10 protein-coding genes are annotated in these 14586 nt (G+C 48.8%); 7 read left to right on the top strand and 3 right to left on the bottom strand.

Annotated features, from left to right (window positions below):
- Positions 1–2 precede the first annotated feature (2 nt).
- The 5 genes from CBX96_RS07745 (at position 3) to CBX96_RS07725 (ending at position 6024) form a co-directional block, all read left to right on the top strand.
- Positions 3–1292, top strand: a complete 1290-nt coding sequence (locus CBX96_RS07745; protein WP_109286286.1) for a hypothetical protein — start codon at positions 3–5, stop codon at positions 1290–1292.
- 126 nt (positions 1293–1418) lie between these two features.
- Positions 1419–1817, top strand: coding sequence for a hypothetical protein (locus tag CBX96_RS07740; protein ID WP_109286285.1), 399 nt, complete (start codon positions 1419–1421; stop codon positions 1815–1817).
- A gap of 585 nt (positions 1818–2402) precedes the next feature.
- Complete coding sequence (locus CBX96_RS07735; protein WP_109286284.1) at positions 2403–4094, top strand: DUF342 domain-containing protein; 1692 nt, start codon at positions 2403–2405, stop codon at positions 4092–4094.
- Positions 4095–4332: 238 nt separating this feature from the next.
- Entirely contained in the window at positions 4333–4710 is a 378-nt protein-coding gene (locus CBX96_RS07730; RefSeq protein WP_011718244.1) for a DUF4144 domain-containing protein, read from the top strand.
- A 189-nt stretch (positions 4711–4899) separates the two neighbouring features.
- Positions 4900–6024, top strand: coding sequence for a site-2 protease family protein (locus tag CBX96_RS07725; RefSeq protein ID WP_086902809.1), 1125 nt, complete (start codon positions 4900–4902; stop codon positions 6022–6024).
- 85 nt (positions 6025–6109) lie between these two features.
- Here the strand turns inward: CBX96_RS07725 and CBX96_RS07720 are convergent, their stop codons facing one another.
- From CBX96_RS07720 to CBX96_RS07710, 3 genes are read right to left on the bottom strand one after another with little or no spacing between them, the layout of a single operon-like run.
- Complete coding sequence (locus CBX96_RS07720) at positions 6110–7543, bottom strand: efflux transporter outer membrane subunit (RefSeq protein WP_109286283.1); 1434 nt, start codon at positions 7541–7543, stop codon at positions 6110–6112.
- Between the two features lie 4 nt (positions 7544–7547).
- Complete coding sequence (locus CBX96_RS07715; protein ID WP_109286282.1) at positions 7548–9518, bottom strand: MacB family efflux pump subunit; 1971 nt, start codon at positions 9516–9518, stop codon at positions 7548–7550.
- A 2-nt stretch (positions 9519–9520) separates the two neighbouring features.
- Positions 9521–10732 carry an efflux RND transporter periplasmic adaptor subunit gene (locus tag CBX96_RS07710; protein ID WP_109286317.1) on the bottom strand — a complete coding sequence of 404 codons (1212 nt, stop codon included), beginning with the start codon at positions 10730–10732 and terminating at the stop codon, positions 9521–9523.
- Positions 10733–11083: 351 nt separating this feature from the next.
- On the opposite strand from CBX96_RS07710, the gene CBX96_RS07705 reads away from it, so the two are divergent.
- Together CBX96_RS07705 and CBX96_RS07700 are read left to right on the top strand one after the other, a co-directional pair.
- Positions 11084–12010 (top strand): PHB depolymerase family esterase, encoded by a 927-nt coding sequence (locus CBX96_RS07705; protein WP_109286281.1) that lies wholly within the window; start codon positions 11084–11086, stop codon positions 12008–12010.
- Between the two features lie 192 nt (positions 12011–12202).
- Complete coding sequence (locus CBX96_RS07700; RefSeq protein ID WP_109286280.1) at positions 12203–14479, top strand: TonB-dependent receptor; 2277 nt, start codon at positions 12203–12205, stop codon at positions 14477–14479.
- Positions 14480–14586 lie beyond the last annotated feature (107 nt).

The raw sequence follows: 14586 nt of genomic DNA, 5'->3' as shown, positions 1-14586 counted from the left end.
TTATGTGGAGCGAATTAGGGTTTAGAGACAATCCGTATAGCCCTCGTCCTATACAGGCCAATGAGGAAGGTGTAGAGCTGCTTGTTGGTCGAGAATCAGAACTGCGCAGGTTGATGACTTATATCCGATCATCAGACACTCATCCTACTCTAGAAGGCCCTAATGGGGTTGGTAAAACAAGTTTGGTTTCTGTCGCAGGTTATAAACTCTTTAGGGAATTCGTCGATAAAAATGGGCCTGCGTTCATACCTATCGAACCGCCTTTTCAGCTTACAAGTGAAGATAATCTTAAAAATTTTAAGCAAAAAGTTCTTTTTTCCGTTGCTCAAAACTTTGTGACTCACAATCAAATTCTCAAAGAAAAAGGGTATGAGATTCCACATGTTGACGATATCAATCGGTGGTTGAACTCTCCTCTATTTCATTTAAATGGCGGTGGTGCAAGTATTGCTGGATTTGGAGGAAATGTGACCCATTCTACAACACCAAACAGCGGAACGGGGTTTACTGAATCAGGATTCGTAGCAACTATTCAGGCATGGTTAAAATCATGCTTTCCATCAAACACGTCAGGCGGTTTCATTTGTTTAATTGACAATCTTGAGCTATTGGAAACATCTAAAGGAGCAAGAGAATTATTAGAGGCTATGCGGGACGAGTTGTTGAATATTGTTGGGTTACGATGGGTGCTCTGTGGCGCAAGAGGAATAATAAGAAGCTCTGCCTCTTCTCCGAGGCTACAGGGATTATTATCTGATCCTATTGATGTTAACCCAATTAATGATGTTAATGCTGAACTAGCATTACAGAAGCGTTTGGAAATATTTTCAATTAAAGAGGCAAATGCACCAGTGGAGTCCGATGGTTTTAGTCATATTTATAAAATAGGTAACAGAAACTTAAGAAATTCGCTCAAGTACTGCGAAGACTTTGCGTTTTGGGCTTATCTCTCAAATAGCATACCTACAAACTCAAAAGATAAGCTTGATCTTATTGAGGTGTGGATGGCAGAAATAGCTGATAAATATGAAAAAGATACAAGTGGAGTTGGCAACAGAGCGTGGAAAGTATTCGATGATCTAATAGCTGAGGGCGGTAGTGCATCTCCAAGTGATTATGAAAATTTCGGTTACGATTCGCAGCAGTCGATGAGGCCACAATTAAAACTGCTAGAAGATGCGCATTTAATTGAAAGTGCCATTGATGAAACAGATAAGCGCAGGCGAACTATTGTTGTTACATCACGAGGATGGATTGTGCATTACAAAAGATCTGGGTTCGTAACTGCATAACAAAAAGCTACACGCGGAAACATTTTACTACGTTCATTTTTGTGAATTCAGCTTCGCTTCATTTTTCCACAAAAACGCTCTTCGTAAAATGTTCCGGTGAGCTTGGTGTTAACCTCTAAGGCAAGTATGAAGCATATTATTAGTAAAAATATCGACATTGAAGAATTTAAAAAGAGATTCTCAGAAATCAGAGAATCCTTTCTGGATTCATTAACAGCAGCTAGCGAAGGTTATGAGAACGTAAGATACCTTGCTTGTGATGAAGATGGAGCACCTATCCACTGGGTGTGGGACGACGAAACCTTCAGCCATAACAAGGAAGAAGGCTCTCTTGAAGAGGCGATTCAATTTGCCAATAACATGATAAATAGCGGCATGTGTTTTTCCTACATGGGGTGTTTATCAGGCTCCGGTGAGCTTGAAGTTTGGCTGACAACTTTTGAGTCCCCCATAGAAAAACCGACATGGCCAAGCAATAAAGCCCCCCTATTTGAACTGACTCATGGGGGTGTAACGCAAGAATAAAAAAGGGGGAGTCAAATGTTACACCATAGAGTTTTGAATCCTAACCCTGCGATTTAATCCTAACCCACGAATGGAAGCAAAGCACCTAGCTCACTTTTGCCTCTAAGTTAGATTACTCGAAGATTTTAACGCGCCGCCCCATCTGGATAGAAACCTTCCCCCTTAAGAACACCCTCAATAAAGTCGTGCTCCCAAGCCGAGCACTAGCGGCTATATAGATAAGATTTTTATGGTTTTGTGAACGCTATCAAATGCAGTAAGCGCTAAATTATCGAGGGTTTTACCCCTGTGGTGTTGTCCCTAACATACGGGGCAGCGTTGTAAAGTTTAATTTTTTGTTACATACAAAAATTACGCAGCTTTAGGCTCATGCTGGCGCACAGGCAAAAAACCAAAGATAACACTAAGTTACCGTCCATAACTCCGATAAAAATCTATTTAAAAATCAACACATAGACTATAAGCAACAAAACGCCAACATTTACATCTTTTCGTGCCGAAAAGGCTTCTTTGAGCAAAGTTTCTACTGTTATACTCAGGTTAGCTACTAAAACAAAAATAAAACAAATGGATAGGAAGTGCTCTATGTTGGCCCCTGAACTTCTTGAGCTAAGCAGCGATAAAACCAAGGCGGAATTACGCTTAATTCCGAATGAACACGGTCCCATTACCCGTGATGATGTGATGCGTTTATTGTCCGTGCCTGAGTTCGCCACCCTATTCCCCCTCGAGCCTGCGATAGATAAAGTTATCGCGCAAACCAATTCCCTATGCCATCAAGAAGATGGTAAATACGAGCTATTTGCCGTATTGGCAGAGCGCCGCGATGGCAGCGTAAAAATTGAGCTCAGCCAAGATAAAATGCAAGCCACCATGATCTTAACCGCCCCTTGGGGAGGTAAAGCCGTCGATTTACCCGAAATCCTCACGCAGCTTAAAAAAGACAATGTTTGCATGGGCTTAAGTAAGCTTAAGATCCAAACCTTGCTGCAAAAAATGACCAAGTTAAAACCGGGTGAAAGCTGCCAGAGTGAAATCGCTCAAGGTAAGGCCGCGATCAATGGTCAAAATGCGGTGCTGGAGCGTAAAGTTTCCCTCGCCCGTGAACGCCTATTGCAGCCGCAGGAGCGGGAAGACGGCACTGTGGATATGCGTAATCTCGGGGCGATGATCATGGTCAAGCCCAACGATCTGCTAATGATTAAGCATCCCGCGACCGAAGGTTCTCCCGGCTATAACATTAAAGGCGAAGTCCTTAAGCAAAAACCGGGGAAAGATCTGGTGCTACAACCCGGTACTGGTACTGACTTCCACCCAAAAGATCCCAACAAACTCATCGCCACAGTGGCAGGCCAACCCGTTGAAACCCGTACTGGCATGAATGTCGACGATGTGTTGCAGCTTAAAGATGTGGATATCAGTACCGGCCATATCAACTTTAAAGGCAGTATTTTAATCACGGGCGATGTGCACGAAGGCATGATGGTTAAAAGCTCAGGCGATATTACCGTGATGGGCTTTGTCGATTCGGCGACCCTTGAGGCCGATGGCGATATTACGGTGAGCAAGGGCGTGATTGGCCGCCAAGTCAGAGTGAATGAGTTCTCCACCAATATCACGGCTCAGGGGCAGATCAGCGCCCAATTTGTGCAATATTCCCAGTTAACAGCCAAGGGTAATATTCTGATCACTAAGCAATTACTCCACAGTAATACCAAAACCGCTGGCACGCTCACAGTAAGCGATCAAAGCGGCCGCCGTGGTGACTTAGTGGGTGGTGTCGTGCATGCCGAAAAAGGCCTCACCGCCGTCGTGATTGGCGCAACCGCAGGCACCAAAACCGAAGTGTACTGCGCCATGGAACAGGGCGAACTCAAGCAAAACCTCAAGCAGTTGGAGGAGAGCGTGCATGCAATGGTGGTAGCGACGCTGGATATCGAGGCTCGCCTGAAAAAACTGCCGCCAAAATCCGAATGGCAGAGCGACCCTATCATGATCGAACAGATCAAGATGATGCTCGATGAGAAGAATCGCATCTTAGCTGAACGTTCCCGCGAAGAATTAGAGTTCGATAGCCTCAAGCAAGAAGTCGAAACCTATTACGATAAGTACCGTATCGATGTGATTAAGCACGTATTCCTCAATGCCGAGTTCCATATTGGTCAAGCCAATCACAGAACCACCCGCGAACACGGTACTTGCTCAATCACCAATCTGAATCAAGAGATTAACTTCGATTACAACGCCAAACCTAAGGCGCAAGCAGCAAGCCATTAACGGGGCAATCATCAACACCCGCTAAGGGTTCATTCCATTGAGTGAACTCTTAGCGTGAATGCTTAGCCTGAATGCTTAGCCACTCGCCGTGGCCCCCATTTACGCAGACTTGTCAGAGAAAATCCCCCAACGCCTTTCATCTTCGCCTAGGTCGGTGGCATACTGACCTCAATACGCCCTTTAGCGCAGACTCTGTCGGCTAAAAGGCTAAGCACATAAAAAGCCTACGGGATTGCGCATGACTCAAGTGAAAATGGCAGACATTGAATGGCCTGCGGTAGTCAAACTCACTCAAAATGACGAACTACTCTACCTCGCCCATCAACGGGATTGGTTAGAACTTGCCTGCCTGTATCAGCATCAATTTGTCGACACGGATTTATTACTCGACAGTCTCGGTAACCAATATTTGATCCGCGCCACTCCAAGCACCATTCATGAAGATCCCATAGGCGAGCTGCCTAAGCTCCTCAAACAAGAGCAAAAATTGCCGCTTACCGACTTTATCAAATGGGTACAAAAGCACGCCAATGCCATAGGCCAGTGCTGCGTCGCCAAGTTAGCCTTCACCACCTTGGCCCAAGGGATGGAAATCGTTCGCAGCTTAGATGACTAACCCAACTCAAAGAAATCGCGAGCGATCACAATAAAAATTAAGATGATCCTAAAAGCTAATATCCTCAGTCACATTTCACAGGCATAATTTGTCATACACGGCTCAGGCCGTTTTGCCCAAAGCGATTGATATTTATATGCCAAATTATCGCTGGGCATCATTCGGATACACATACAAACGGACCCTAAATTGGAACTACTTAAGATTGACTGCTTAGGCAAATCGCTGCGTTTGGAAGGCTCACTCGCAGGTTGGCAACAACTCTTTTGGGACAACACCTTAGTCTCACAAAAAGCCGCATCGGTCGAAAATGGCGGCCTCAAAGTCCATGAATTTGAACTCACCCAGCACCAGAGCCAATTGGCCAGCGATACCGGCGAAACACAGGTTTTAGAACACAAAATCCAAGTACGCCTCGAGACCGATGTGGTTTGGCAGCCGTTTCGATTCGATTACCGCCTGCTGGTCGATGAGGAAGTGATTGCTCAAGGCACTCGCACCGAGAAAGATATCGAGCGTCAAACCCCAGAAGTCCCCGTGACTAATCCACAAAAAATCAGTTTTGTCGGCTTAGCCTCCCTCGGCTTTAAGCTGCTCAAGAGTGCCAAAGTGATTAAAGTGGTGCTCGCGGGCGCGAGTGTGGCGGCCTATTCTTGGCTGTTTTCCTTCCAATTTGCCTTGGCGCTTATCGCCTGTTTGGTCTTCCACGAATACGGCCATATCCGCGCGATGAAGTATTTTGGGATGAAAACCAAAGGGATATATCTCATCCCCTTTATGGGCGGACTCGCGCTGAGCGATGAAAAAATTAACACCCGCTGGCAGGATGTGGTCATCTCGATTATGGGGCCAACCTTTGGCCTATTGATGTCGGTAGGCTCGCTTATCGCTTACCACATGACGGACAATGTCTTCTTTGCGGGGCTTGCGGCCTTTAACGCGCTACTTAACCTGTTTAATTTATTGCCGATTTTACCCCTCGATGGCGGCCATATTTTAAAGAGTATTAGCTTCTCGATGAACAGCATCATGGGCTTAATCGCCTGTGTGATTGGCGCCGCCTTTGGGGTCTATATCAGTTATACCTTGGGACTTGCCCTGCTCGGTTTCCTATTGCTTATCGGTAGCTTAGAGATAGTGTTCGAGTGGCGTACCCGCCATCAAAGCCACCTATTGCCGCTAGACAGATATGGGCAGATTTTCTCAACCATTTGGTATCTGGTCACTGTTGCCGCCCTAGTCGGCATTATCTGGCACTTAGCGGGCACGGGCGATGATATGTTAAGCCTGCCACTGCATATTCTGCGCAGCTAATCACGACTCGCATTAAGATAAAAGCGAGATAATAAAAAACCGCGAGAGCCTTAGGCATCGCGGTTTTTATTTATTAACTATTCAATTAGTTATCCGCTAATGGCGGCGCGATATCGCTCCCCCCCAAGGCTTGGTAGAGTGTCGCTTGGGCCGTTAATTGGTTATAGCGATTCTCCAGCAATGCGGCTTCGGCGCTACGGCGATTCTCCTGCGCATCGATCCAATTTTGAATGCCGATAGCACCGTGTCGATATTGGCTCTCATAAATGGCTTCGGCCTGGGCGGCGGCGCTAAATTGCTGCTCAAGCTTCTCACCTTGGTAGGCATATTGCTGTTTGGCCGAGATGGCGTTATCGACATCCTCGAAGGCGCTGTAGAGGGTTTTACGATAGCTCACTATGGCCGATTGATAGTCGATATCGGCAATATCATTGTTGATTTGCATTTGATTCCATTGCAAAAAAGGCAGCACTAAGCCAGCGCCTAAACTCCCCACGGGATTGCGCAATAACTCTTTTAGCTCTGAGGTCGACTCCCCTACGCTGCCAGTCAAACTCAAGCTTGGGAAGTAACTGGCATAGGTCGCATCCTTACTGGCCAGCGCCGAGCGCAATTGATACAGGGCCGCCTTCACATCGGGACGACGGCCGACTAAGTCGGCGGGAATGCCGACGCCAACCTCAGGCACCGCACTGTCCGGCAATTGCTTGATCTCAACCGCCACTTGCCCCGGGGCGCGATTGAGTAAGATCGCAAGCGCATTTTCGGCCTCAACCAACTGTTGCAGCAATTGACTGTGGGAGGCCTCTTGCCCCGCTAAACTGCGTTGGGATTCGAGCATATTCAGCTCAGTCACGGCGCCCGAGACAAATTGGCGCTGGGTTAACGCCAGCGTTTGCCGACTGTGTTCAATACTCTTATTGCTCAGTTCAATCCGTTGATGCAAATAGCCAATTTGCCAATAGAGCGACGCCGTCGTCGCGACGAGACTCTGCGCCGTGCTCTCCCTATCTTCGAGACTTGCCAGCGCCGTCCATTGGGCTTGGTCGATATTGGCCGACACTTTGCCCCAGAGATCCACCTCATAGCTTACCGACAGGTTCGCCTGAAATGCCTTGCTCGAACTGCCGCCCTCCAGCGGTTTATTCACAGACGCCGTATTATTGGAGCTGAGCTGTGGATACAGAGCATCCCGCGCTAACCCCGCCTGTAAACGCGCCTTTTGCAAGGTTAAGGTGGCGAGCGTCAGGTCATTATTGCTGCTGAGCACTTGGCTAATCAGCTGATTCAATTCGGGTTGATTAAACTTCTGCCACCAAGGGTCTAGGCTGACCTGACCATTCACTTGGGTGTGCTGCCACTGCTCAGGCACCTGTAAAGCAGGCGGCTCAAAGTCGGAGCGCATTAGCGCGCCACACCCCGAGAGCAGCGCAATGCTGATGGCAATCACGCTGAGCTTGAGCGTTGAACCGACACGGCGGCTTAATTCGTTTTGATGCGTTAAAACTCGATTATTCATTCAGTTACTCTCTCGCTAGGGCATCAACAGGGTCTAAACGCGCCGCATTACGAGCGGGCAGGAAGCCAAACAACACCCCGATTAAGGTAGAGCAGGCGAAGGCGGCAACAATAGAAGTCGTCGAATAAATCATCTGGAAACTGCCTCCCGCTTGGGCAAACACCACGCCAATCAGATAGGCCAAGGCCACCCCAAGCGCGCCGCCACACAGGCAAACCAGCACGGCCTCAATTAAAAACTGCCGCAGAATATCGCTCTGGCGCGCCCCGACCGCCATGCGAACCCCAATCTCGCGGGTGCGCTCGGTCACCGACACTAGCATAATATTCATAACCCCAATGCCGCCCACTACGAGGGATATCACCGCAATCGCCGAGATTAATAGCGTCATGGTCGCGGTGGTTTTTTCGATATTCTGGCGAATGGTATCCGTGTTAATGGTGAAGAAATCCTGGGTGCCGTGGCGCATCTTCAGCAGACTAATAATGCCCTGCTCCGCCGCATTGCTCGGCACGGACTCATCGAGCCGCACGGTAATGCCATCTAAGTATTTTTTGCCCACCATACGGCCAGAAACCGTCGTGTATGGCACCCACACATTGAGGGCATCACTATTACCAAAGGCGCTTTCCTTAGGCTGAGTCACACCAATAATCCGCACCGGTAAATCCCCGAGGAAGATGACTTCCCCGATGGCAGAGCCCATGGCGCCGCTACTGTTAGGGAACAACTGTTTACGGGTGTTCTCGTCGATCACCGCATCTTGGGCTAACGCATTAACACTGTCATCGTCCCAAAACTGTCCTTGGGCAAGCTCATAGCCTCGAACGCGGAAGAACTCAGTCCCTACGCCATTCACAGTCGCCGTGACCGCCTTATTGCCATAACGCACAGTCGCACTCGAGCCAATGCTCGGGGTGACGCTATCGACATAAGGCAAGTTTTTCAGTGCATTAGCATCGCTTGCGGTCAAAGTTCGCACCCTTGCCGAGCGCCTATCACCAAAGCCTGATCCGGGGCGAATGTCTATGGTATTGGTGCCCATCGAACTAATGCTCTTTAAGATCTCCCGCTGCGAGCCTTCACCCAGCGCCACCACTGACACCACGGAGGCGATACCGATAATAATCCCGAGCATAGTTAAAAAGGTGCGCAATCTATGGGTCGACATCGCCAGCAGCGCCATTTTCAGGGCTTCGGCATATCTGTCCCATGCCGCCACGCGAGCACGAGCCTTAGCCTTGGCGGGGATCACTTCGGTCTTAGGCACTAGCGCAATATTGGAGGCGGGATTAGGCTCATCGCTGATAATCACCCCGTCCTTAATCTCAATAATGCGGTCGGCATGCTGGGCCACATGCATATCGTGGGTCACGATAATGATGGTCTGGCCCTCGCGGTGCAGTTCCTGCAACAGCCGCATCATTTCTTCGCCGCTGTGACTATCTAAGGCGCCCGTCGGTTCGTCGGCGAGGATCACATCGCCGCCATTCATCAGCGCCCGCGCCACACTCACCCTTTGCTGCTGGCCGCCGCTGAGCTGATTCGGCTTATGGTCGAGGCGCTCACCTAAACCCAAGCGCGATAACAAACTTTCCGCCCGCTCGCGACGCTCGAGACGATCTTTACCCGCATACACGGCAGGCACCTCGACGTTACCCACGGCATTAAGATCGCCAAGCAAATGATATCGCTGGAAAATAAAGCCAAAATGCTCGCGCCTCAGCTTTGCCAGTTCATCCACATCCATCTGCGAGGTATCTTGGCCATCGATAAAGTACGAGCCCTTTGAGGGTTTATCTAAACAGCCCAAGATATTCATCAGGGTCGACTTACCCGAACCCGAGGCACCGACAATCGCCACCATCTCACCGCGGGCGATGGAAAGATTAATATCTTTGAGTACAGTCAGTTGTTGCTCACCCGCCTGAAAACTGCGGTAGCAAGCTGACACTTCCAGTAATGGCTTACTCACGCTTAAAACCTCATTGGTGGGCCACGGAACTTCATGGTCGAACCGTCGGCGGGCATTCCGAGCACCACTTGGTCGCCTTCGTTCAGGCCAGACAGGATTTCGGCGTTGATTTTGTTATTAATACCAACAGTCACGTCCACATATTGCACTTGGTTATTTACCAGCACTGGCACTTGATATTGCGGCCCGCGGGATTGGCGATCGCTTGCCGATGCCGCTTTATTCCGCGGTTTAGCTCGCAGCACCTGCGATGGCACTAACAGCGCATCATCGGCTTTGGCGAGCACAATCGAGATCTGCGCCGTCATGCCAATACGTAGGGTACGGTCGGGGTTTTCGACATCGAATAAGCCGTGGTAGTAGATGGCGTCCGAATCGCTGGAACTCATATTACTATCGTCACCATCCATGGAGGTGGGGCCGGGTTCAATCGCCCTGAGGGTGCCGCGATAAGGATGGTTGGGACGACCGAGAATCGTAAAGTACACCGCCTGCCCCGGATGCACATTGACTATATCCGCCTCGGAGATCTGTGCCTTGACTGTCATGGTATCGAGCTGTGCCATCTCGACTATGGTTGGCGTAGTTTGATTGGCGTTAACGGTTTGGCCCACTTCAACCGCAGAGTAAACGACTGTGCCATCCATGGGCGCGGTGATCTTGGTATAACCTAAATCGATTCTGGCACTGTCGACATTAATCTCAGCCTGTTGTTTTTGCGCCTGTAACTGCTCAAGCTCAGCTTGATAAACCGTCAGCGTAGCTTCGGCGGCTTCAAAGTCTGCGCGGGAGCTGGCTTTGTCGGCGAGCATTTCCTGCTGACGGGTATATTCGAGTTTTGCCTGACGAATTTGCGCCTGCTTAGCGCGGTACTGGGCATTGATGCTTTTTAGGGAAGCCAGCGCATTTTGCAGGTTGTTTTGCTGGGCAAGGCTGTCGATTTGCGCGATAAGGTCGCCCTTCTTCACCTCTTGGCCAAGATCCACAGGCAGACTCTGAATTTGCCCCGAGACTTGCGCGCCCACACTCACCAACTTGGAAGCCTGTAACATACCGTTGGCAAGCACCGAGTTTTCAATGTCGCCGCGCTTAACGGGCTCAGTCACATAGCTTGGGGCCGCCTCGGGTTTATGCAGCAGAAAATAAGCGCCCCCCCCGAGGAGGACTAAGCCGCTTAAGATCAATATCAGTTTACGCTTTGAGGATTTTTTCATCTGAATCTGGGTGTCCATCAATGCCAATGGGCGCAAGCGTGTATCTTGCGGGAGGAAAAATAGTGCAGTCAGTATATAGAGTTAGCTCAGCGCAGTAGACGAAGGAAATGTCGATATCAGGTAAAGATTTGCAAATATCTGTGTAGAAGTTTGAAACAGAGATCACGGCCGTAACAATTCCCGCAAACGAGTCCTGATTAGTTTGCGATGGGTTATTGCCTCAACCTTATTGGCATTCGCCATAACACGCTAATGAACGCAGGGCAGCATCAGGCTCTGGAACTAAAGTGCCATTGTCAGGCGCCGCAAAATTCAGCAAGTTCTCACTATCATGAACTTGGAAGCACTCCTATGCGCAAATTGACACTCATCGCCACTTGCCTCAGCGCACTGTTATTCACCCCCGCCTATGCCCAGAGTGAGTATCAGGCATTTAGCGAATTTGGCGCCAATCCCGGTGAGTTAACCGCCTCCTATTTATCGCCCGAAGGCCCAGGCCAAGATGCGCTCGTAGTGCTGCTGCACGGCTGTGTGCAGGATGGGGTCGAACTGGCCAACAATAGCGGTTTAACCGCCCTCGCCCAAGAGAAAAAGTTTAGCTTACTGGTGCCACAACAGAGTTTTGAGAACAATGTAAAGCGTTGTTATAACTGGTTTTCAGCGCAGGATACTCAGGTGGATAGCGGCGAGATGCTATCGCTGAAAAACATGATAGCCAAAGCCCAATCCCAATCCGGCGCAAAGCGAGTTTATGTGATTGGCCTGTCCGCCGGTGGCGCTATGGCCAGCGCCGCACTGGTTAACTATCCCGATTTATTCACCGCAGGCGCGGTGATCGCAGGCCTGCCTTACCCCTGCGCCGATAACCTGACCAAAGCCATTTCCTGCATGAAAAAGGGTCCAGCAGAGTCTGTTGAAGAATTAGTGAGTTTCGCCAAACAGGTGCATCCGAACCAACAACACTGGCCCGCCTTAACCGTGTGGACCGGGCAAAATGATGTGGTGGTGAATCCTGAAAATGCCAAACAACTCTCGGCACAGTGGGTCGCACTGACCCAAGCGAATAAAACACCAAGAGTCGAGCAATATGCCGACTATAGTGTTAGCACTTGGTCCGATACGAGTGGCAATAACCTTATTTCGTTAGTCGAAATAAATAATATGGGCCATGGCATTGCCGTTAATCCGGAAATTAAAAACGGCGGCAACACGGGAGACTTTTTACTAAAAGCACCTATCAGCAGCATGCCAGAAATAATCAATCTTTGGGGAATATAGGGTTTAATAATAAATAAACCCTGAGTATCGATATTCAACGTATCGGTATAAAAATAAAAACAATGAGTTAAAAACACATACTACTATAGTACCGATTTAAATTTTAAATAATTACTATAGAGTCAATGTGAATCAGAAAAATAGTAGTAAGTACCAACCTTTAAAAAATAAATACTACAACGGGAAATCTGTATGAAACAGAATACTATCAAAATGAGTTGCATTGCTTTAGCTATCTCATCTGCATTGGCAGCACAATATGCTGTTGCCGAGGATGAAAATAGCACCGGGGAGAAGCAAGCCACCTTAGAACGCATTGAAGTCACCGCCCGTAAGTCCATTGAGAGCCTGCAAAACGTACCAGTCGCAGTGACCTCGGTCAGTGCTGACGATTTGGCGGAAAATGGCATCAGCGTGATGACTGAAATCCAGCAATTTTCACCCAACACGACGCTGCAAACCAGTCGCGGAACTAACTCTACCCTCACGGCCTTTATTCGCGGTGTCGGCCAAGAAGATCCACTCTGGGGCTATGAGCCCGGCGTCGGTATCTATATCGACGATGTGTATATCGCCCGCCCACAGGGCGCGGTGCTCGATATCCTCGATGTGCAACGCATCGAAGTACTGCGTGGTCCACAGGGCACCCTCTATGGTAAAAATACCATCGGCGGCGCAGTCAAATACGTGACCAAGAAGATGAGCGGTGACGCTGAGTTAAACCTCAATGCCACCATCGGCAGCTACAACCAGCAAGACTACAAAATAGCAGGTCAATTACCTTTAATTGATAACAAGCTGTATATTGGCGGCGCCTTCGCAAGCTTAAATCGCGATGGTTATGGTGACTTCATTACCTCTGCATTGCCAGACCAAGATACTGAAAACTATAACAAAGATGTTATGGCGGGCCGTGTGAGCTTAGAATACACGCCAACCGACGATCTGTTTATGCGCCTCAACTACGACAAAACCACAGATGAGTCGAATTCAAAGGGGGGCTACCGTATGCTCCCCAGTGTCCTGACCGATGCCCCAGTACCAGACAGCAAATACGACTCTTACACCAGTATGCCAACCTGGAACAAAGTAGAAACCGAAGGTTGGGGGCTAACCATAGAATACGGCTTGAACGATGATTGGACACTGAAATCCGTGACCTCATCCCGCGAGAGCTATTCGCCCACCAACATCGACTTTGACAACACCAGTATGCGTATTTTGGACGTTCCAGCCATCTACGATGACGAGCAATTCAGCCAAGAATTCCAAGCTAACTACGACGGCGATAATTTGAAACTCGTCTCAGGCCTTTATTACTTTAAAGGCGATTCCTGCGGGATGTTCGATTCCATCCTGTATGAATATTACAAAGCTTACGGTGGTCTCACTCGTGAAGTTCGTGGTTGCAACAACAGTGAAAGCTATGCCGCCTACGCTCAGGGCTCTTACGACATCACTGATAAATTGTCGATGACCGCCGGTTTGCGTTATACCCGCGAAACGAAGGATGCCACTGTCTATAACGGCATCATGTTTACGACGCTTTATCCCGAAACAGGTTGGATCCCAGGATATGTTCGCGATGAAGATGCCATCAACGCCAGTATTCCTAAGGTGTTAGATGATGAAGAAACCTGGTCGAAACTCAATCCACGCTTAGGTTTAGAGTACCAACTCAGCGACGATATGATGCTCTTTACCAGCTATTCACAGGGCTTCAAGTCGGGCACCTTTAACCCAAGGGCAACGGGTCCAGAACCCGCAGTAGACCCAGAAGTCGTTGATTCCTATGAGCTGGGTATGAAGAGTGAATGGTTTGACAGGCTGCGAGTTAACGCAACCGCCTTCTACTTAGACCATAAAGACAGACAGTTCGTGACCGTATTACCCGGTGAAAACGCGTCCGATCTTAACCAACGTCTAGGCAACATTGGTAAATCGACGGCCACGGGTCTAGAACTCGAAGTGGAATACGCCGCGACTGAGTCATTGAATCTGTTCGCGACTCTGGGCTTAATCGATGCCAGCTTCGAGGAAGTAATCTCCTACGATAGCGATGGAAACCGCATCGATATCAGCGACACTTACACTATCACCAACACCCCAGATACCACGGCAAACGTTGGATTTAGCTACAATATCGATACGGATATCGGCAGCTTTGTGGCCAATGGTAACTACTACTATCGCAGCGACTACGACTTAGCCGTAGTAAATAACCTGTTGAGCCAAGACGGTTATGGCCTGCTAAACCTCGGCTTGAACTGGTACAGCAACGACGGTCACTGGCAAGCGGGTCTGCATTGGAAAAACGTTACTAACGAAGAATATCTGGTCGGTAACTACGCCTTCGTCACCCCTGATGGTAATGGCGGATATATTCCAGGTTTAGGCGGTGACAATACATTAATTGGTTATTATGGCGATCCAGAGACTATCTCTCTCACCGTTGGCTATAATTTCTAGAATATAATGTTATTGACGCATAATAATAACCGACTCCCATGAGTCGGTTATTAATTTAACGGCTTTAAATATTATCTAGCATTAATTTCCAATAGGATTAAACTGGG

The organism is Shewanella sp. BC20 (assembly GCF_003129585.1).
GTDB lineage: Bacteria > Pseudomonadota > Gammaproteobacteria > Enterobacterales > Shewanellaceae > Shewanella > Shewanella seohaensis.
Note: the sequence above shows the minus strand (reverse complement) of the source record. Positions and strands in the feature narration are given on the sequence as shown.